Source organism: Flavobacterium sp. (genome assembly GCF_027490375.1).
Taxonomy (GTDB): Bacteria; Bacteroidota; Bacteroidia; order Flavobacteriales; family Flavobacteriaceae; genus Flavobacterium.
The window spans coordinates 19,910-41,628 of record NZ_JAIXYH010000006.1 but is presented as its reverse complement, the minus strand read 5'-3'; the positions used below and the strand labels follow the sequence as shown (position 1 = coordinate 41,628).

Below are 21,719 nucleotides of genomic sequence, written 5' to 3'. Positions count from 1 at the left end.
ATCTATAGGTGGTTCGAAGCAGCATACAGCAGTTATTCGGCGAGAATTACAGCCTGTATTGTTATAATCCGAATATTTTGCAGAATTTACATGAAAGATTTGCAATTTACCTATCTAAATGCTGCGTATATTATTGAAATCTTTAACTTTGGCTGCTTAATTAATGTTTTTTAAAATGAAGAGAATACTACCTCATTTGTTATTCGTAGTACTGTTGCTATCAAGTGTAGCACACGGACAGGTTTGGACCAAAGTTTCGGAAGCTGCGATTGCCAACAAAGCTAAGTTGGACTTTAAGAATTTTCCAGCTACCTATGAGCTTTACAACCTCGACATCGAAGCTTTGAAAACTTCATTAGCGGGTGCTCCAGACAGAAAATTAGCCTCATCAAAGGCAGGTGTTATGGTTGTTTTTCCCGTGCCAGGCGGTCAGCTAGAAACATTTGAAGTGTATGAAGCTTCAATTATGCATCCGACCTTAGCTGCAAAATACCCAGACATTAAATCGTATGTAGGTAGAAGCACACTTAAAAACGGAAAATCCGTTCGCTTTTCGACTACAATTTTTGGATTACACACTATTAATTTTAGTACGAACGACGGCACTTCGTTTACACAGCCTTACACAAAAGATTTGACGACTTACTTGGTGTATCGCAAAGATGCTATAACGAATTTACCTGATTTTAGCTGCCAAGAATTGCCAAATCCAGAATTAGATTTAGAGCATATTCAAGCGCAAGCGCTTAGCGAGAACAGCGTACAATCCAATACGGGTATTTTCCGTACGTATCGACTCGCGATTACGTGTACTGTAGAATACGCAACTTTCCACGTAAATGCTGCTGGCTTGCAAGCGGGAACAACGAGCCAAAAAATAGCAGCAGTACTTGCGGCAATGAACGTAACCATGACGCGCGTTAACGGCCTTTACGAGCGCGATGCTGCCATAACTATGGAGTTAATTGCTAATAACGACCAAGTTATTAATATTTCAAGCGACAATTTCAATAACGCAAGTGGCGGCGCTCTTTTAAATAGCGTTCAGTCGTATATGGACAGCAATATCGGTTCAGCGAATTATGATATCGGACACATCTTTTCAACGGGTGGTGGCGGTGTTGCGATTCTGGGATCCGTTTGTTTAGCGGGTCAGAAGTCGCGGGGGGTTACTGGCTCGGATGCTCCTGTTGGTGATGCGTTTGACATCGATTATGTTGCCCACGAAATGGGTCATCAGTTCGGTGCCAACCACACATTTAGTAGTCAAACAGGCTCTTGCAACGGCAACATTAATCAAGCGACGGCCGTTGAGCCTGGTAGTGGAACCACCATTATGGCCTATGCTGGTATTTGCCCACCTCAAAACGTTCAAAACAATTCTGACGCGGCTTTTCACGCAGTTAGCTTAGCGCAGATAAACTCTTTGGTAGCAAGTACTGCAAACTGCTCGGTGAACACACCAACAAACAACGAATCGCCAGTAATCCAGCAAATAGCCGATTACACGATTCCCTACAGTACGCCATTCTTTTTACGCGGAAATGCAACCGACGTTGATGACACTAACTTATCTTATTGCTGGGAGCAAACCAACAACGAATCATCAACACAACCTCCGATAAATATTAACTCCAGCGGTCCTAATTTCCGCTCCAGAATTCCGAATGCATCACCAACGCGTTTCTTCCCACAGTTTAGCAGTGTGATAAACAATAATATTTCTCCGGCTTATGAAGTTGTGAGTAGCGTTGAAAGAACCTACAACTTTGCGCTTACCGTTCGTGACAACGATATTGTAAACGGCGGCCAAACTGAAAGAGAAAACATCACTGTAAACGTAGCCAACACAGGTCCGTTTACAGTAACAGCTCCAAATTCAAGCACCTCTGTTGTTGCAGCAAGTAATCTTGCAGTTACTTGGAATGTGGCAGGAACAACTGAAAACGGAATAAATGCAAAATTTGTTGACATTTGGATTCTAACCACAACAAGTAATCCGTTCGGAACCCTGCTAGCTAGCAAAGTACCAAACGACGGAGCTGAAACTGTTACCTTACCAGGAACAATTGCAGGAACTAACCGCATACTAATCGTAGGTCATAATAATATTTTCTACGATATTTCAAACGCAAACTTCACTACAACCAATCCCGCTAACACATTCAGCATTGGATTTAATGGAATTGCAGGCGAACAAAATAAAGCGGTATGTGCGGGGTCACAAACAACTTTTTCGATTGCATATAACACTTTCGGCACATTTACAGACACTGCTACGCTAAGTGCTGGAACGCTTCCCGCAGGTGTAAGTGTAGCCTTTTCTCCTTCAACCATTTCGGCTACAGGAACTATTACCATGACCGTAAGCACTACTGCTAACGTAGCTGCTGGAATTTACGCAATTCCGGTAACTGCAACAGCAGGAGCAACTTCTAAAACTGCGAATTTCTACATTGAAGTAAGTTCTCCAAATTTCCCAGCGAGTGTCTTGACATCACCTGCAAACAATGCTACAGGAATTTCGACTACACCAAACCTGAGCTGGAGTGCAAACGCAGAAGCTACTGCTTACGATATTCAAGTTGCAACTGATGCAGGTTTTAATACCGTTGTTGCTAACTTAAGTACCACGGCAACCACAATTTCAACTCCTGAACTTTTTTCTTTACAAGACTACTTCTGGAGAATCCGTCCAAAAAATGCAGGTTGTACCGGCCCATGGTCGTCAGCATTCCGCTTTACTACAAAGTACTGTGATGTATATGTGGCTACTTCGGTTCCGATCAACATCTCAACACAATCAGCTCAAACTTATAATTCAGTTCTAAATATCCCAACTTCAGAAAACATCACTATTAATGAAGTTGAAGTTTCCGTTAAGATAAATCATACTTGGATTAGCGACTTAACCTGTCGTCTTATCTCTCCAACGGGTACAAACATCATTTTATTCCAAAACCAATGTAACACTGGGCAACCGGGCAACGAAGATGTAGATGCTACTTTCACTGCTTCAGGAAGTGCATTGAGTTGTCTACCATCTAATCCAAGAATTGCCGGTCGCGTAATTCCACAACAGAGTTTTGCCAATTTGAACAATCAGAATGCGCAAGGTAACTGGACTTTAAGAATAACCGACAATTCTGCAGAAGACGGCGGCCAATTAGTTTCGTGGAGCTTGAAGCTTTGTGGAGCGGCTGCGCCACTTTCAGTAGAAGATAATTCTACCGACTTTGGTATATCTATCTATCCAAATCCAAACAGCGGAAACTTTACTATAAGCTCTGCGAAAGCATTGGATGCGAAATCGGAAATTACTGTTTACGACATGCGCGGACGTGTGTTGCACCAATCAAATACTGCCGGTGCTGGTCCGCTGAACGAAATCATTTCATTGCAAAACGCACAAGCTGGGGTGTACTTAGTTTCAATCTCTGGCGCAAAATTCAAAGAAGTAAAGCGAATTGTTGTGGAATAATAACCAAAACTAACACAAATGGAAAACGGCGATTCATATTTGAATCGCCGTTTTTTTTTATGATCGCAAATTCTAAAATTTATTAGTTTTTAACGCAATTCGAATTCAATTTTTTGTTTCTGAATTTTGCTGTTCGGAACGCTGTAAGTAATGACATATCGACCCACCTTTCCGTTCGAAGTATAGCTTACTTCAAAATCGGTGACTTCGAAATAGCCCGCCTCGCCTTTACAGTAGCAGAATTTTCCGAACACAAATTTTTGAACCGCACTAACACCTACAGTTTTCTTTGGATCGGCAAGCTGTATCAAAAAGTGTTCGCGGTAATTGGCATCTTGAATTCCTTTTTCTACTATTTTATCTTTAGTTAACTCTACCACTAAACTTTCTTGCTGCTCGACTATTGTTGCCGTAGCGTTCCCATATTCTGCCATTTTAAATTCCAACGAAGCATTTTTGTGTAAGGTTTCACTGCATTTAAAATCGACTGCGCAATTAGTTAGCGGATTTACTTTAGAATACGAGGGTGCCGACTTACACGCAAAAAGTAAGCAAACTGCTGTAAATGCTAGAATTGTTTTATTTGCCATTGAATTGGTTCATTGTGTTTTGTAGTCCCGAAAATACGAATGATTTTATCGCCTGCGACGCGAGATCTAAACGTTCGGGAAGAAGTTTGTTTTCCTCTGCGGTCCATTTTCCCAACACATAATCGACTTGCTGACCTTTTTTGAACGCATCGCTAATGCCGAAACGAAAACGCGGATAGGCTTGCGATTGTAATTCGGCCTGTAAACTTTTGAGTCCGTTATGCCCTCCATCACTTCCTTTTGCTTTGATGCGAATGGTGCCGAAACTCAGATTGAGGTCGTCGGTGATAACAAGAATATTTTCTAACGGAATTTTCTCGCTATCCATCCAATACTTCACTGCTTTTCCACTGAGGTTCATATACGTATTGGGTTTAAGGAGTAATGCTGTTCTTCCTTTCACTTTGACTTCGGCCATTTCTCCGAAACGAACCGATTTAAAAGAAGCCGATTCGCTGCTGGCTAAAGCTTCTACCACTTTAAAGCCGATGTTGTGTCTGGTTTCTCGATATTCTTCGCCGATGTTTCCCAGACCTACAATTAAAAACTTTTTCATGAATTCGTCCTTGCGTTCTACACCAAAAAGGCGCTTAATTCTCAGTAACATTACTTTTTACTTAAGTGTTCAAATTTAAGCGACTTCAATATTGTTCAATAAAAAAAGCATCGGAAAAAACCGATGCTTTTTGTTGAAAAGTAATTCGAATTACTTTTTCTTTCCTTTTGCAGGAGCTTTTGCTGCTTTTGCTGCTTCTTGAGCGGCTTTCATTGCAGCACGTGAAATCTTCACTTGCGCTACTACAGTATTGTCTGGGTGTAACAGTTTGAAATTCTTAGTTTCTAACTTAGTTACATACAATTTGTTACCCATTTCAAGCGGCGTGATATCAGCCTCTACAAAATCTGGTAAATCTTTTGGTAAAGCTTTCACCTTCAATTTGCGTTGGTTCAAACGAAGAACACCACCTGCAAGTACACCTTTAGAAGTACCTACAACTTTTACAGGAACTTCGATCGTTACTTCTTTGTCATCGAACAATTGATAGAAGTCGATGTGAAGAATTTTGTCAGTTACTGGGTGTTGTTGGATGTCTTGCAAAACAGCTTCGAACTTTTTGCTTCCCAAATCGATCACAACTGTGTGTGCGTTTGGAGTGTAAATCAAGTTTTTAAAAGCGCCTTCTTCAGCTGCGAAATGCACCGTCTGATTTCCTCCGTATAAAACGCAAGGAATCATTCCAGCATTACGCAAGGCTTTCGTTGCCGATTTGCCCACGCTTTCTCTTTCAGATCCTTTGATAGTAATCGATTTCATTTTAAAAAATATAGTTAAACAATTAAATTACATTAAAAATTTGCCGCTAATCGAGTTGTTGTGCTGCACCATTTGCATTACTTCTGCAAACAGCGGTGCGCAGCTCACTACTTTAATTTTTGGCGTTTGCTTTTTCAGCGGAATAGAATCGGTTGTGATTAGTTCGCTGAGTTTGGAGTTTTCAATCTTCTCGTAGGCGTCGCCTGATAAAATAGCGTGGGTACAAATGGCTCGAACGCTTAATGCACCTTTTTCGATCATCAAATCGGCTGCTTTCGCGAGCGTACCGCCGGTATCGATCATATCGTCGACCAGTATCACATTGCGTCCTTTCACTTCTCCGATCAGTTCCATGGTGTCGATAACATTGGCGACTTTTCGCTGTTTGTAACAGATTACCACGTCGGATTCTAGGAATTTTGAATAGGCGTATGCTCTTTTAGAGCCTCCCATATCGGGTGATGCGATGGTGAGATTGTCGAGATTTAGCGATTTTACGTAGGGCAAGAAGATGGTAGATGCAAACAGGTGATCTACTGGCTTTTCGAAAAACCCTTGGATTTGATCTGCGTGTAAATCCATGGTCATGATACGCGTTGCACCTGCTGCTTCGAGTAGTTTGGCTACTAGCTTAGCTCCAATTGGCACACGAGGTTTGTCTTTACGATCTTGTCTGGCCCAGCCGAAGTACGGAATCACGGGAGTGATATGTCGTGCCGATGCGCGTTTTGCGGCATCGATCATGAGCAATAACTCCATGAGGTTATCGGCACTTGGAAAGGTAGAACACACGATAAATACGCGAATTCCTCGAATCGACTCTTCGTAAGAAGGCTGAAATTCTCCGTCAGAATATTTTGAGAACGTTACCTTACCTAGTTGAACGCCATAGTGTTTAGCGATCTGTTCGGCGAGATAGACACTTTGGGAACAGGCGAAAATTTTAGCTTCCGGTTCTTGATGTGACATGTTATTGTCTTGTTTAGTAGTATGTTAGTAGTTGTTGTTGTAAGCGAGGTGCAAAATTATAAATTTAAATGAAGCAACCACTAAAAATAGCCACTTATTTGCATTGCTGAATAAAAATAATTTTTACCTTTGCCGCGTGTTTGAAAGGAATGGTCCTTTTGTGCGCAGTTTTGCCCGGATGGCGGAATTGGTAGACGCGCTGGTCTCAAACACCTGTGGGAAACCGTGCCGGTTCGACTCCGGCTCCGGGTACGTTAAAAAGCTGTCAGATTTGACAGCTTTTTTTGTTTTTTAATGAATAGAGAACTAGAATTCTAGTTAGTATTTGGTTTAAGATTTGCCAATTCAAGAAGTTATTCACTTTTAGTTCATCTAATTGGCTTACAGTACTTTTTATTTACAACTTTATCTCTCATTAGAGATTTACTATTAAAACTTCTAGAAATGTTTCTCACAAGATCGCTATAGTTGTCTGACTCTTCATCTATCTTGTAATAAAAAGGCTTGATTGACGCACAATTTTTATGCTCAAAAAGCGTGTTTAGTAAGGTTCGGTCTGAGACTCCACAAGAATGTCCCATTATAAATATTTGATATTTATCAGAATTTATAAATTGTAGCAACTTTTTGAAGTTGTCTGTTTCCAAGTATTTGATTGATTTGACATTTTCGAGATAATCATTGTCATGTAAATCCTCTATTTCTCTGTAATCTTTATCCAACTCGTCTCCAAAACCGAAAATGACTTCATTTTTATCGTATTGATCAGTTGTACCATGTATGTGAATAACCTTACGAACTATATCACGTAATTAGTCATAGGCTTCAAATTGAGATGGATACCTATAAATTTCTTCAGTTGAAGTGTAGTTGAAATTTAAGAACAAAATTTCACTTGGACTAAGATCAAAATAATTTATCGCGTTTTCGGCTACAAGTAATTTTTTAATGTCGTTCACATTCGTATTTTCGCTTACACGACTGATTAAATATTGGCGCTTAGATACAAGATCATTCTGTTTCTTTAATCCCTTACGAATATCACTTAAATCATTTTGTAAGCTTTCAAATTCAGTTTGAGCCTTTTCCGATAGTGAAGACTCATCTAAATCTCTATGATCGAAAGGAGCATATATTTGAAAACCAATAGTTTCTTTAATTATTTGATAATCAGGTTTGAATTTAAAACTCTCATTAAACTCTTTTTCAATTTTTATCAAGTAATTCTCCAGTAAAATCTTGACGCTACGAAAATCATTGTTTAATTTTTTAATAGAATACATGGTCGACTTATCTTTGAAAGATTTCTTTAAAAGCCCATAATATTCAACTTCAATATCAACCCAGCTCTGTTCATTATGCTTAGAAGTTAAAATTTCAAGGAATTTATTCTTGAAATCTATCCCAGAATTTATTTGCATTAAATCCACCTTTAGCTCTTCAAAGCTTGACGCCGTAATTTGAAAGGAATTAATAAAAGGCCCAGGCAAATTCTTAATGATGATATCCCCATTATCAAATATTTGTGGAATTGAAGTCATATTACCTGCAATCTTCTTCTTTAGTTCTAGGATTATATTATTCCAATAATCCGAAATAAAATCAGTATAACGAGTTTTCATTCCATGCGCTAAATCGAATCCATTTCCAATCAATATTATTCTATTCATCTTAGCATCAATTAAAAGTTCTCAAATTCAAACATTAAACATTTTCAAATTTCTCAAATCTCTGGGAAGTGTAAAAAGAATCTGATGTAAAAAAAGAAGTCAATGCAAATAAAATTTTGAAAAAGCTACTTCAAATAAAAAGCGAATTCAACTAATTATAAAAATTATTTCATATGAAATTTCTTTCACATCCAGATTAAACATAGTTAATAACATCTTATCGAGTATGTAATACAACTAAAAACTATTTCCTGGTAACGATCCGCATAGCCCCGATTGAAGCAAAATAGCTGCCAGTAAGAAACCGCTTACAATACCAGAAGTTTGGTTGGCGACCAAAGAAGCCGAACAAACTTTTAGGCATTGTTGCGTTTTGAGGTGGCACTACTGCGGAAAGCGGGAATAGCTTCTAAAAAATCAACTTGAAATTTAGTAAACATTTAAGCCGCATTTCTCACCGTAAATTAGCAACTTGCGAGACCGAAATTTTGTTTTAATTTTTTGATATGCACTACAAAAATAAACTCGTACTCGCGCTCTTACTGTTATTCCTCCAACTGTCGTTTGCCCAGCAAGGCGGCATGTGGGTTCCTTCCCTACTCGATGGAACGCGCGAAAAGGAAATGAAGAAACTCGGATTGAAAATTTCTTTGAAAGATATTTACGACACGAATAAATCGAGCTTAAAAGATGCTGTTCCGCAATTTAACGGCGGTTGTACTGCGGAAGTTATTTCGCCAAACGGACTTTTGCTGACCAATCATCATTGTGGTTTCGACGAAATCCAATCGCATTCTACCCTTGAACACGATTACATTACTAATGGTTTTTGGGCGTATTCGTTGGAAGAAGAATTGCCGAACCCGAGTTTAGAAGTAACGTTTATTGTTAGCATTACCGACGTAACCACGGCTGTACTCGAAGGCGTTGCCGACCTCAACAGCGAAGTGAACAAACAGCAACGCATTAAAGAAAATATTGCCAGAGTGCAAAAAGAAACGAAAAAAGAAAGCTGGCAAGGCAGTTTTGTACGCTCGTTTTTCGACGGCAACCAGTACTTGCTTTTTGTAACCGAAAGCTTTGAAGATGTTCGTTTAGTGGGCGCTCCGCCGTCGAGCATCGGAAAATTTGGATCGGATACCGACAATTGGGTGTGGCCGAGACATACCGGCGACTTTTCGTTGTTTCGAATTTATGCCGACAAAAACAACCGACCTGCGAAGTATTCTAAAGACAATGTGCCGTACAAACCCAAGCACTTTTTTCCGATCTCGATTGCGGGCGTAAAGGACAACGACTTTACCATGGTAATGGGTTATCCGGGTCGTACGCAAGAATATTTGCCGGCGGTGGCTGTTTCGCAAATTGTGAACGATTTAAATCCGGCTCGTATTAAAGTTCGCGAGCAAGCTTTGAAAGTTCAGGACGGATTTATGCGTAAAAATCAAGCAATTAAAATACAGTACGCTGCAAAATACGCGGCGATAGCCAATTATTGGAAGAAGTGGATTGGAGAATCTCAAGGTTTGAAAAAATCGGATGCCGTTGGAAAGAAGCGTGCCGACGAAGAGAAGTTCAAGCAGTTGTTGGTTGAGAAAAATCAGACTGCAGCTTACGGAAATTTACTCAGCGATTTCGAAAAACACTATACCGCTATTAAACCCTATGCGGTAGCACGCGATTACTTTAACGAGATTTTCTTGCGCAATACAGAGCTTACGGCAACCGCTTTTAAATTGTATCAACTGAGCCAGTTGGGTACCGACGCCAAGAGCGAAGCTACTTTTGAAGAGCGAAGAAAAGCACTGATCGACGGATTACCAGCATTTTACAAAGATTTTAATTTGGAAGTAGATCAACAAGTGTTTAACACCTTAATTGGTATTTATCTGGCAGACTACCCCAAGGCTTTCCTTCCGGAGAAGTTAAAAAACGAGACGGCTGCAACGCTTACCGAGAAATTGTATCAGAAATCGGCCGTAAGCAACTACGCACAAGTAAAAAACCTATTGAGTGGTGGTCTAGCTGAAGTGAAAACAAAATTAAGTGCCGATCCGGGTGTGCAACTGATGTCGGATATCGCCTTAGCGTATACCACTATGGTTGCGCCGAAATACGAGGAAATTAATGCAAAAATCACGGCTACACAAAAGCTGTACACCAAAGCTTTATATGAGTTGAAAGCGATCGACCGCATGTTTCCGGACGCAAACAGTACGTTGCGCATTACCTATGGCAAGGTGAAAGGCTATCAGCCGAAAGACGCTACTTTATATACGAGCAAATCGTATTTAGATGGTGTTTTGGAAAAGTACATTCCGGGCGATTACGAGTTTGATGTACCGCAAAAGCTGATTGAATTGTATGAAAAGAAAGATTACGGTAAGTATGCAGAAAACGGAAAGATGCCGGTGTGCTTTATTGGAACTAACCATACCACAGGAGGAAACAGTGGAAGTCCGGCGCTTGACGCGAAAGGCAACTTGATTGGATTGAATTTTGATCGCGTTTGGGAAGGAACTATGAGCGACATTTACTATGATCCGGCGATTTGCAGAAACATCATGGTTGACGCGCGCTACATTTTATTCATCATCGACAAGTTTGCAAACGCGCAGAATCTAATCAACGAACTGAAAATCATTGGTTTAAAAAAATAAAGATTTTTTTAACGTTTAAAACAATTTTGGCACGGTACTTGTAAGTTGTTTTGGCGTTGTAAGGAATAGGATTTTTAAAAAAACTTCAGATTCTGATTGTCGTATTAAAAAAATTATATCTTTGCATCGAATTAATAATTAACCTTTTATAATTTAAAGTAAGATGAAAAAAGTATTTTTAAGTTTCGCTGTTATCGCTGCATTAACTGTAGTATCTTGTAAAGAGAAAGCTGCTGAGGCTCCTGCTGAGGAAACTCCAGCTGTTGAGGCTCCTGCTGTAGAAGAGGCTGCTCCTGCTGCTGAAGACACTACTTCTGCTCCTGCTGCTGACGCTGCTGCTGCTCCTGCAGAAGCTGCTCCTGCTGCTGATGCTGCTAAAAAATAATTAGAAACATCTAATGATTTTAAAGCCTCGGTTTTCCGAGGCTTTTTTATTTATATCAAAACTGAGCCGCTACACTTTTTTTTAGCCACTTCCCTACTCCACAAAGCCGCTTTTCGTTTTTCGTGACTACGCATATACCAAGAGTTCGTTTTCTTGGCTTGATTAGGAATCAAACACATGACTACTTATCAAAAATATGTTTCAAGTAGTTTTAATAAATATTTACCGCGGTAAAAAAACTAAACTGCTTGAATAAGCAAGTGCTTTGAAATTGATTTAAGAAAGTTGTAGAAGTCTATTCGGGAAATACATCTAAGGCCGAACTAAAATCGAGTACTTCGGCTTTTGCAGCGGTTCTTTTGAGTTCATCCACTGCCTTTTGCTGGCGAAATGCTGTGGTAAACTTTCTGCTTTTTATGAGAAAGGTCTCGAATTGGCAAACCAAAGTAACCGAACCGTCGCTGTTTTTGGTAGTTTCGAAGGTTAGCAAACCTACAGCTTCTTGAAGCACACGCACCGCGTCTTCGCACTCAAAGCGCAATTCAAATTTTGAAGAAGTAAATAGCGGTTTGCCTTTTCGGGAATTGAAGCAAAAACGATACTGCCCGTCTTTAGAACGATAAATGGAAAATACGCCCAAAATAAAAAGCTTATTAAACAAAAAAGCCTCTTCAGATGAAAAGGCTTTTTGTACTCAGAGCGGGACTTGAACCCGCACGAACATTGCTGTTCACTGGATTTTAAGTCCAGCGTGTCTACCAATTTCACCATCCGAGCGAATGTGAATCTTGAGCGAAAAACGGGGCTCGAACCCGCGACCTCGACCTTGGCAAGGTCGCGCTCTACCAACTGAGCTATTTTCGCATGAAATTGAAGAACTGCGCTACTTTTGTAATGCGAGGGCAAATTTACACCTTTCTGTTTTATTTGCAAGCACAAAATACAAAAAAAATTACAGTCAACCGCTAAAAGACTGACTAAAAATAGCTTAGCCCATATCATTTTGTTTTCGACACAAGGCGCTTCAATTCATTTAGCTTCATTAGTGCTTCGATTGGTGTGAAGGTATCGATTTGGATGGCTTGCAATTCCTCTCGGATTTCTTCCATAACCGGATCATCCATTTGAAAAATACTTAGCTGCATATCGTTTTCCATTTTTCGGATGTTATCCGATAAATTACCACCGTGTTCGCGTTCGAGCTTTGTTAGAATCTTTTTTGCCTTTTGCACGACCGTTTGTGGCATACCAGCCATTTTAGCCACGTGAATACCAAAGCTGTGTGCACTGCCTCCGGCTACCAACTTTCGCATAAACAGTACCGAATCTGGTAATTCTTTAACCGCAACATTGTAATTTTTGATGCGTTTGAAACGTTCCGACATTTCATTCAACTCGTGATAATGCGTAGCAAATAAGGTTTTTGGTGCAAACGGATGTTCGTGAATGAATTCGGCGATAGCCCAAGCAATCGAAATACCGTCGTAGGTGCTCGTACCCCGGCCAATTTCATCCAATAAAATTAAACTGCGATCCGACAGATTATTCAATATCGATGCGGTTTCGTTCATTTCCACCATAAAAGTCGATTCGCCAACCGATATGTTATCGCTGGCGCCAACGCGCGTGAAGATTTTATCACACAATCCCATTTTTACTTGATCGGCAGGTACAAACGAACCCATTTGTGCTAACAACACGATTAAAGCCGTTTGACGCAATATTGCCGATTTACCCGACATATTCGGACCGGTAATCATCATGATTTGTTGCGTCTCGCTGTCTAGATATAAATCGTTCGAAATATAGGGTGTTCCTGGCGGCAATTGTTTTTCAATAACGGGATGTCTTCCGCCAGAAATTTCTAGTCGGAACGATTCATCAATTTCGGGTCGGCTGTAATTGTTTTCAATCGCCAATAACGCAAACGAGCACAGGCAGTCGAGTTTTGCAACCAAACTCGCATTCAATTGTACGGGTTTGATGTAGGTACTCACCCATTTAATAAGGTCTTCAAAAAGTTGGGCTTCAATTTTAGAGATGCGTTCTTCGGCACCTAAAATTTTAGTTTCGTACTCTTTGAGTTCTTCGGTAATGTAGCGCTCGGCATTAACTAGGGTTTGTTTTCTAATCCACGATTCGGGCACCTTATCTTTATGCGTGTTGCGCACTTCGATGTAGTAGCCAAACACATTATTAAATGAGATTTTCAACGAACTGATTCCGGTTGCTTCCGATTCGCGTTGTTCAATGCCTTGTAAGTACTGCTTGCCACTGCCTGAAATTTGGCGCAGTTCGTCGAGTGTTGCATCAATACCTGCAGCAATAACATTCCCTTTGTTCAATGCAACGGGAGCATCGGGATTGAGCGTTTTTGCAATTTTCTCGCGAAGTATATCACAACTATTTAAGCTATCGCCAATGATTCGCAAAGCTTCCTGTCCGCTCTTTTCAGCCAATTCTTTAATAGGAACGATTGCATCCAATGAATGCTTGAGTTGCATTAATTCACGTGGACTAACGCGTCCGGTTGCCAATTTTGAAATGAGGCGTTCGAGATCGGATATTTGGCGGATTTGTGTTTGAAATTCTTGTAAAAGCGCTGTGTTTTTGGTGAGTAACTCCACAACATCGTGACGTTGCGTGATTGCTGCCAGATCTTTCAGCGGAAGCGCCAACCAACGCTTTAGCAGGCGACTTCCCATTGGCGACAGCGTTTTATCAATTACATCCAGTAAAGTTACAGCATTGGGATTGTAGGAATGGTACAATTCGAGGTTGCGAATGGTAAATTTATCCATCCAAACATAAGCCGACTCCGAGATGCGTTGTATGGCATTAATATGTTGAAGCTTGTTGTGTTGGGTTTCGCTTAGATAGTGCAAAATGGCTCCCGCAGCAACAATACCTTCGTTCAGATCTTCGATGCCAAAACCTTTCAAGGTAATGGTTTGAAAATGCTGGGTTAATTTTTCAAAGGCAAAATCGTCTTTAAAAATCCAATCTTCTAAGAAAAAACTGTGGAACGACTCTCCAAATTGTGCACGAAATGCCGCTTTATCGGGTTTGTTTACCAATACTTCGCTGGGCGCAAAATTCTGCATCAGCTTATCGATGTATTCTTGATCGCCTTGCGAAACGAGAAATTCGCCTGTAGACACATCGAGAAAACTCACACCTATTCGCTGTTTACCGAAATGCAATGCGGCCAAAAAATTATTCGACTGCGCTTGCAGCACTTCATCGTTAAGCGAAACACCCGGCGTAACTAGTTCGGTAACGCCGCGCTTAACAATGGTTTTGGTGAGTTTTGGATCTTCCAACTGATCGCAAATGGCCACGCGCAAGCCTGCTTTCACGAGCTTAGGCAAGTAGGTGTTTAACGAATGGTGCGGGAAGCCCGCCAATGCCGTTTCGCTTTCGCTGCCGTTTCCTCGTTTGGTAAGTATGATTCCCAAAATTTTAGAAGCGCGAATCGCATCTTCGCCAAAAGTTTCATAGAAATCGCCTACGCGGAAAAGCAAACAAGCATCGGGATACTTTCGCTTAATTTCATTGTATTGCTTCATCAAAGGTGTTTCTTTGATGTCTTTAGTTTTTGAACTCAATCGAAAAAAGGTTTAGGATTTGAAAGGCTTGTTAACAATCATTAAATGAATTGTTAATCCCGGCCGATTTAACAAAAATTCTGTCTTCACAACGAAGGTATAAAGGTATAATTTATAAATTTGACCAAGAAATTAATTTTTAAAATTAAAAGAAATGAAAAAAAGTATAGTAGTATTAGCTCTTGCATGTTTCGCATTTGCCGGATACGCACAAGAGTCGAGTAAGAAAGTAGCTCCGAAAGCTAAAACTGAAGTAAAAACTGTAGCTAAGCCTGGAGTAGTAGCAAAACCAACCAGCCCGCTTACAAAAACTAGCGGCCCAGGTATGGTTTTCGAAACTGAAGTAATCGACTACGGTACTATTGACAGAAATGCCGATGGAAAAAGAGAGTTTGTTCTTACCAACAATGGTACTGAGCCTTTAATTATTTCTGATGCAAAAGGTTCTTGCGGTTGTACAGTTCCGACCTTCCCAAAAGACCCAATCATGCCTGGTCAAAAGGCAGTAATCGGAGTTAAATACGATACGAATCGCGTTGGTGCTTTCCAAAAAACGGTTACTTTAACTACTAATTTACCAGAGGCTAACAAAACGCTTACTATTAAAGGTGTGGTTAACGATCCAAATCCAGCGCCACCGGCACCGGCTCCAACTAAAAGCTAATTCATCTTATTTTTATACTTCAAGCCACCTTTACTCGGGTGGCTTTTCTTTGTTATTGAAGCGGCAACATTTTTCAAGTACTGCTTCGCAAAAACAACTATATCCTTTGAAAATTATGCGCAAACTCGAGAATCACGAACTCAATCGAAAAGATGTTGAAGGCTTTAAAAATGCAGCTAAACTTCCTATCATTGTTGTTTTAGATCAAGTGCGAAGTTTAAATAACATCGGTTCCATTTTCCGTAGTTCCGACGCATTTTTAGTTTCCGAAATATTTCTTTGCGGGATTACAGCGACGCCCCCAAACAAGGAAATTCATAAAACGGCACTCGGCGCTACTGAGACCGTGAATTGGTCGTATTTTGGAACGACACTCGAAGCTGTCGCAGAATTAAAAAAAAGAAATGCCACTATTTTTGCCGTAGAGCAAACCGAGCAAGCGGCATTCCTTCATCAAGTAAATCCGAATCCAAAAGAACTTACCGCACTAATTTTTGGAAATGAAGTTTTTGGTGTCGAACAGGAAGTGATTAATGCTTGCGACGGCGTTATTGAAATTCCGCAGCTCGGAAGCAAACATTCGTTAAACATCTCGGTATCCGCAGGAATTGTACTTTGGGAATTCGCTCGAAAATTAAACGCTTTTTCCAACTAAGCAACCTGATTCTGTCATAAAAATTCTTGTCAAATCGCTTGAAATTTGGGATTTAGCCGCTGTAAAAAAATTTATTGGGCGATGGCGTCGGCTATTTGATCGACAATCTGAAGATAGTCGCGCTGATTTTCAACAAAATCTAATTCGCTCACATCGATCACCAGTACACGCATTTGCGATTCCGATTTCAAAAAAGCCACGTAACCTGCATTGATTTTCTCTAAATACGACGCTTCTATATTTTGTTCGTACTCGCGACCGCGTTTCTTAATATTTTGAAGCAAACTTTCGGTGCTGCGATACAAATAAACGTACAAATCGGGTTTCGGAATTTCCTTGTACATGATGTCGAACAAGGTTTTGTACAATCGAAATTCGTCTTCATTTAGATTCACGTTGGCAAAAATAACCGACTTCAAAATGTAGTAGTCCGCTACGATAAAATCTGAAAACAAATCAACTTGTAGCAAATCTTCCATCAACTGCCTGTAACGATCTGCCAAAAAAGACATTTCCAAGGGAAACGCATACCGTTGCGGATCGTCGTAAAATTTAGGAAGAAACGGATTATCGGCAAAACGCTCCAATACTTGCTTGCCATTGTAATCGGCCGCCAAACGAGCAGACAACGAACTTTTCCCCGCACCAATATTTCCTTCCACAACCAAATAGCGCAAATGCTCTTTCGCTAATTTTTGAACGGGAAGATGAATTTGCTTTGCTGTTTTATGGATTTGCTGTTCGCGACACTTCGAAATAAGTTGATTGATGCTTTCGTTAATTCCTGGAATTTGTTGCGCATCGTACACATCCGACAAAGGAAGCAAAACAAAAAGGCGTTCGTGCATACGCGGATGCGGAACTATAAGCTCCGGTACATTTATATGCTGGTCGTTAAAAAGTAAGACGTCTAAATCGAGTGTTCTCGAACGATATCCTCCCGATGCGTCGCGCACTCTTCCATATTCTGCTTCTAGCGAAAGCAAACAACGGAGAACTTGCAAGGGCTCGTAAAATGTATGGACTTTGATTACTGCATTGAGAAATTCGGGGCCAGAAAATCCGATGGCAGCAGACATATAAATGGGTGAAATAGCCACTACCGAACCTATTTGTTCGTGAATTTCGCGGACAGCCTGCTCGATAATTTCGAAACTATCGCCTTCATTACTGCCAACTCCAATATATGCGGTGTGAATCATGATTTAATAACAGACGGCGAAATTACATAAAACCCGTTGGACAATTTGAGCTAATTTGCCGTAAAATTGTAACAGCACTCGCAAAAAATCATCTAATAGGAAAAACACAGTATTAATGAAATTTTTAAGTAACGTTTTAGCTAGCATAGTAGGCATATTTGCCTTCTTCATACTACTTTTCTTTAGCTTTTTAGTGATCGGAGCCATCTTTGGAAGCTCCGACGAAGGTGTTGTTAGCGTTAAAGAAAATAGTGTTCTCGAAATTGATTTATCGGACTTTTCGACTGATTATGTAGGAAAATACTCCGACCCGTTGGTAACTCTATTTGCTGGGAAAAATCGCGTGGGCGTGAGCGAGGCTTTAGAAGCTATTGCAGCAGCTGCCGACGATGAGAAAATTGCAGGAATTTCGCTGTTAAATACTAAATCGGCACTAGGTATGGCGCAAACAAAAGCCTTGCGGGATGCCCTGGTAGAATTCCGCAAATCCGGAAAATTTGTCTACGCATACAGCACCAATTACGACCAAAAAGATTACTACTTAAGTTCGGCTGCTCAGGCCGTTTATTTGAATCCGGTCGGTTCTGTCGACTTACGCGGACTTTCCACAGAAGTGCTGTTCTTTAAAGATTTTCAAGAAAAAAGCGGTTTTAACTTTGAGGTTATTCGCCACGGAAAATACAAAAGTGCTGTGGAACCTTTTCTCGACAACAAAATGAGCGAGGCCAACCGAGAACAATTGACCGAAATGTTGCAATCGATTTGGGGAACGATGGCAACTGAAATAACACAATCGCGTAAAATTACAAACACGGATTTAGATCGAATTGCCGACAGTTTAGGTGGTACCTTTGCTACTGACGCGCTCCGTAACAAATTGGTAGATCAACTTATTTACGAAGATCAATACACCGATATGCTCAAAAAGAAACTCGACGTACAAAAAGACGAAGAGATCAATAAGGTATCGCTTGCCGATTATGCGTTCTCAATAACGAACACACCAAAATCAGTTGACAGTGACGATGTGATCGCGGTGGTTTACGCCCAAGGTGATATTTTACCCGGTGAAGGCGATGTAAACCAAATTGGCGATGGTGCCGTACGCAGAGCATTGCGCGAAGCACGAGAAGACGAAAACGTTAAAGCGGTTGTTTTGCGAGTGGATAGTCCGGGCGGCGATGCCACAACTTCGGAACTTATTTGGCGTGAAATTGCGCTCACCAAGAAAGTAAAACCAGTAGTGGTTTCTATGGGCAACTATGCCGCCAGCGGTGGATATTACATTGCCTGTGGTGCCAATAAAATTATAGCCGAACCCAACACTATTACAGGTTCTATTGGCGTTTTTGGCCTGCTACCTAACATGAGCAATTTAGCAGACAAAGCGGGAATTGATGCCGAACAAGTTAATACGCATGCACAATCGGCGAGTTACAGCGTTTTCACTCCGATGAATGCACAAATGCGCAGTTATTACCAAAAACAAATTGAATTTGTGTACGATACGTTTATCACACGTGTTGCCGACGGTCGGAAAATGAGTAAAACAGCCGTAGATGCAATTGGACAAGGCCGGGTGTGGTCGGGCGTTCAAGCTAAAGAAAACGGTTTAGTCGATGCACTTGGCGGTATGCCATTGGCGTTAAAGGAAGCTGCGAAACTGGCGAAAATCAACGAGTATAAGGTTCGAAATTATCCCGAATTCGATAAAACGATCGAAGACATGCTTGGAGGCTTTGGTGTAGCTAAAGCTAAAGAAGATTTGCTTAGAAGCGAACTGGGTGAGCAAGAATATCAAGTTTACCAAAACTACCGCAAGCTTACAAAACAAAAAGGTATTCAGTTGCGTTTACCTTATGAGGTGAAGTTCAATTAACTTTGAATTCCTAACAAAAATAAAAACGCGACAAACGCCTTTGCGCTATAATTGACATTTAAAAGAAATTTTATGCTGAAGAAAATTCTGAAAATTACGGGTATAACGCTACTGATTTTAATCATCTTGCTTTTTACTGCGCCGATACTTTTTAAAGACCAAATCATTGAAAAAGTAAAAAAATCGATAAACGAATCGGTTGCTGCGGATGTGAATTTTAGTGATGTCGATTTATCGCTGTTGAGGAATTTTCCGAATGCATCGGTACGCCTAACCGATTTTAAAATCATCAATAAAGCGCCGTTTCAAGGCGATACGCTGGTCTCTATCGGTGAAATTTCTTTGAAGATGTCGATATCCGAATTGTTCAAATCAGAAAACGAACCGATTGTTATTCAGTCTTTTGCAACAGAAAATGGCGTAGTTAACATTCGTTATAACAAAGACGGTATTTCTAATTTTGATATTGCTTTAAAAGATGAAAGTGAAAAAGATGACAAAGAAAGCAAGCCACTAAATTTATCCATCGATAATTACGAAATCAAAAATTATAAAATCACTTACACCGACGAACGTTCGGGCGTTTTCGCGAAGATAGATAGCTTAAATCATTCGGGAATTGGCGACTTTGCCTCCGAAAAATTGGATTTAGAGACCAAAACTTCGGCAAAAATTACCGCTGGAATGAACAAAGACACCTATTTAAACAATGTGGCTTTCGGACTTGATGCGGTTTTAGGTTTGGATTTGAAAAATAGTTTTTATCAATTCAAAGAAAATAAAGCTAAGATTAACCAATTGGAATTGAACTTCGACGGATCGTTGGCGATGAAAGAAAATCAACAGGTTTACGATCTTACTTTCAGCACCTTAACATCCGATTTTGTAAACTTCCTCGCGTTAATTCCTGAGAAATATTCCGGCAATTTAAAAGATGTTTCGACCACAGGAAAGCTTGTACTAAAAGGATTTGCGAAGGGCATTTTAAGCGAAACCGAAATTCCGAAATTCGCTGTAGAAATGAAAACCGATGGCGCTTCCTTCAAATACGCGTCGATGCCTAAATCGGTACAAAATATTTCTATTGATGCCAAAATTCAGAACGATAGCGGCAATACCGCCGACACGTATTTGGCGATAAATCAGTTTAATTTTCAGATCGATCAGGATGTTTTTTCCGCGAAAGCGACAGTGAAAAACTTAACTGGAAACCAGTTGGTAGATGCTGCCGTGAAAGGGAAAATCAACTTAAGTAATTTTGCAAAAGCGTATCCGGTAAAGTTAGATACGCCCTTAAGTGGCATACTTACTGCCGATTTACAAGCCGCATTTGATGTGGCATCGGTGCAAAACGCACAATACGAAAAAGTAAAGAGCAGCGGTACAGCTTCGTTGAGCGGTTTTACCTACACCACTGAAGACAAAAAGAAATATTACATCAAAAACAGCAGTTTAGCTTTTAATCCGTCGCAAATTAAATTAGAGAATTTAGAAATGACGACCGGAAAAACCGATTTGCGCGCCAGTGGTGTAATTCAAGATTTTTACGGCTACGCTTTCGCGAATAAGAACTTGAAAGGAAATTTCACACTGTTCTCAAATTCGTTATCCACCAGCGATTTTATGTCGGCAACACCAGCCACAACAACTGCTTCGGCACCAAAATCGGAATTAAAAATTCCCGCATTTTTAGATTGTAGTATTGCGGCAAAAATCAATACGTTGTATTACGACAATTTAACCTTGCGTAATAATTCGGCTATTGCAATTATTAAAGACGAGAAAATTCAGATTAAAGACTTCAAAACCAATGTTTTTGGAGGATCGATTGGTGCAAACGGTTCGGTTTCTACCAAAACAAAACAGCCGCTGTTTGATATGGCTTTGAAAATGAATCAAGTAGACATCAACCAAACGTTTACGCAATTAGAAATGATGAAAAGTTTAGCGCCTATTGCGGGTGCTGTAAACGGCAAAATCAATACCACGATTGATTTAAAAGGAGCATTAGACGCACAGGAAATGACTCCGGTTTTATCGACGATTACGGGCGATTTATTCGGGCAGTTTTTGTCGACGACTATTAATGAAAAGAATGCCGGCTTTTTAAATAGTTTATCGAGTTCGTTGAAGTTTATCGATGTTTCGAAAATTAACCTCAACGATGTAAAAGCCAATTTATCGTTTGCCAACGGAAAGGTAAACATTAAGCCATTCAACTTGAAATACCAAGATATTTCGGCGGTTATTGGCGGTTCGCATGGCTTTGATCAGGTAATGAATTACGACCTGAAATTGAATGTTCCGGCTAAGTATTTTGGTTCGGAATTGAACAAACTCGCAGCTAAAATTACACCTGCCGACATGGCCAAGTTGGACAATGTACCGATAAATGCCGTTCTTACAGGATCTTTTAGCAAACCAAAGGTGAGCACCGACATGAAAGCTGCCGTTACGAACTTGACGAATCAATTGGTGAAAAAGCAAAAGGATAAGCTGATCGATAAAGGTACAACAGCCTTAGACAATTTGATTTCCGGCAGTAAGAAAGACACTACGAAGACCAATTCGACAAAGACTAAAGCCAAAAATTTGTTGAATGGTTTGTTGAACAAAAAGAAAAAGGAGTAAGTTGTTGAAA

Annotated in this window: 14 protein-coding genes, 3 tRNA genes and 1 pseudogene; 8 read left to right on the top strand and 10 right to left on the bottom strand. The window is 40.3% G+C overall.

The window, feature by feature from the left end:
• Positions 1-175: 175 nt before the first annotated feature.
• Positions 176-3,481 (top strand): reprolysin-like metallopeptidase, encoded by a 3,306-nt coding sequence (locus Q0064_RS00760; RefSeq protein WP_298142803.1) that lies wholly within the window; start codon positions 176-178, stop codon positions 3,479-3,481.
• Positions 3,482-3,570: 89 nt separating this feature from the next.
• On the opposite strand, the gene Q0064_RS00755 is transcribed toward Q0064_RS00760, so the two are convergent.
• The 4 genes from Q0064_RS00755 to Q0064_RS00740 all read right to left on the bottom strand — a co-directional run bounded on the left by Q0064_RS00755 (position 3,571) and on the right by Q0064_RS00740 (position 6,355).
• The gene (locus tag Q0064_RS00755; protein WP_298142799.1) at positions 3,571-4,071 is read right to left on the bottom strand and encodes a hypothetical protein; all 501 of its coding nucleotides are present in this window, start codon (positions 4,069-4,071) and stop codon (positions 3,571-3,573) included.
• Complete coding sequence (gene pth / locus Q0064_RS00750) at positions 4,061-4,627, bottom strand: aminoacyl-tRNA hydrolase (RefSeq protein WP_298142796.1); 567 nt, start codon at positions 4,625-4,627, stop codon at positions 4,061-4,063. The genes Q0064_RS00755 and pth overlap by 11 nt, the downstream gene beginning before the upstream one ends.
• 150 nt (positions 4,628-4,777) lie before the next feature.
• Positions 4,778-5,386, bottom strand: a complete 609-nt coding sequence (locus tag Q0064_RS00745; RefSeq protein WP_298142793.1) for a 50S ribosomal protein L25/general stress protein Ctc — start codon at positions 5,384-5,386, stop codon at positions 4,778-4,780.
• Between the two features lie 27 nt (positions 5,387-5,413).
• Positions 5,414-6,355, bottom strand: a complete 942-nt coding sequence (locus tag Q0064_RS00740; protein WP_094486105.1) for a ribose-phosphate pyrophosphokinase — start codon at positions 6,353-6,355, stop codon at positions 5,414-5,416.
• A gap of 172 nt (positions 6,356-6,527) precedes the next feature.
• On the opposite strand from Q0064_RS00740, the gene Q0064_RS00735 reads away from it, so the two are divergent.
• Positions 6,528-6,607, top strand: a tRNA-Leu gene (locus Q0064_RS00735).
• Positions 6,608-6,723: 116 nt separating this feature from the next.
• Here the strand turns inward: Q0064_RS00735 and Q0064_RS00730 are convergent.
• Positions 6,724-8,025, bottom strand: a pseudogene (locus Q0064_RS00730) (AbiH family protein).
• Between the two features lie 506 nt (positions 8,026-8,531).
• On the opposite strand from Q0064_RS00730, the gene Q0064_RS00725 reads away from it, so the two are divergent.
• Together Q0064_RS00725 and Q0064_RS00720 are read left to right on the top strand one after the other, a co-directional pair.
• Entirely contained in the window at positions 8,532-10,685 is a 2,154-nt protein-coding gene (locus Q0064_RS00725) for a S46 family peptidase (RefSeq protein WP_298142789.1), read from the top strand.
• A gap of 163 nt (positions 10,686-10,848) precedes the next feature.
• The gene (locus Q0064_RS00720; RefSeq protein WP_298142785.1) at positions 10,849-11,070 is read left to right on the top strand and encodes a hypothetical protein; all 222 of its coding nucleotides are present in this window, start codon (positions 10,849-10,851) and stop codon (positions 11,068-11,070) included.
• Between the two features lie 295 nt (positions 11,071-11,365).
• Here Q0064_RS00720 and Q0064_RS00715 read toward each other — a convergent pair whose 3' ends face one another.
• From Q0064_RS00715 to mutS, 4 genes are all read right to left on the bottom strand, one after another.
• A complete protein-coding gene (locus Q0064_RS00715; RefSeq protein WP_298142782.1) occupies positions 11,366-11,731 on the bottom strand; it encodes a DUF1508 domain-containing protein in 366 nt (121 codons plus the stop codon).
• 30 nt (positions 11,732-11,761) lie between these two features.
• Positions 11,762-11,847 (bottom strand) — tRNA-Leu (locus Q0064_RS00710).
• 14 nt (positions 11,848-11,861) lie between these two features.
• Positions 11,862-11,934 (bottom strand) — tRNA-Gly (locus tag Q0064_RS00705).
• A gap of 134 nt (positions 11,935-12,068) precedes the next feature.
• Positions 12,069-14,678, bottom strand: a complete 2,610-nt coding sequence (gene mutS, locus Q0064_RS00700) for a DNA mismatch repair protein MutS (protein ID WP_298142779.1) — start codon at positions 14,676-14,678, stop codon at positions 12,069-12,071.
• A gap of 154 nt (positions 14,679-14,832) precedes the next feature.
• Here mutS and Q0064_RS00695 point away from each other — a divergent pair, with 154 nt between their 5' ends.
• Together Q0064_RS00695 and Q0064_RS00690 are read left to right on the top strand one after the other, a co-directional pair.
• Positions 14,833-15,342, top strand: a complete 510-nt coding sequence (locus tag Q0064_RS00695) for a DUF1573 domain-containing protein (protein WP_298142777.1) — start codon at positions 14,833-14,835, stop codon at positions 15,340-15,342.
• A gap of 115 nt (positions 15,343-15,457) precedes the next feature.
• Positions 15,458-15,997: an RNA methyltransferase gene (locus tag Q0064_RS00690; protein ID WP_298142775.1), complete on the top strand. Its 540-nt coding sequence runs from the start codon at positions 15,458-15,460 to the stop codon at positions 15,995-15,997.
• Positions 15,998-16,068: 71 nt separating this feature from the next.
• On the opposite strand, the gene folK is transcribed toward Q0064_RS00690, so the two are convergent.
• The gene (gene folK, locus Q0064_RS00685) at positions 16,069-17,199 is read right to left on the bottom strand and encodes a 2-amino-4-hydroxy-6-hydroxymethyldihydropteridine diphosphokinase (protein WP_298142772.1); all 1,131 of its coding nucleotides are present in this window, start codon (positions 17,197-17,199) and stop codon (positions 16,069-16,071) included.
• Positions 17,200-17,314: 115 nt separating this feature from the next.
• Here folK and sppA point away from each other — a divergent pair, with 115 nt between their 5' ends.
• Positions 17,315-19,078 carry a signal peptide peptidase SppA gene (gene sppA / locus Q0064_RS00680; RefSeq protein ID WP_298142769.1) on the top strand — a complete coding sequence of 588 codons (1,764 nt, stop codon included), beginning with the start codon at positions 17,315-17,317 and terminating at the stop codon, positions 19,076-19,078.
• Positions 19,079-19,150: 72 nt separating this feature from the next.
• Positions 19,151-21,709, top strand: coding sequence for an AsmA-like C-terminal region-containing protein (locus Q0064_RS00675; RefSeq protein WP_298142765.1), 2,559 nt, complete (start codon positions 19,151-19,153; stop codon positions 21,707-21,709).
• The last annotated feature ends 10 nt before the right edge of the window (positions 21,710-21,719 follow it).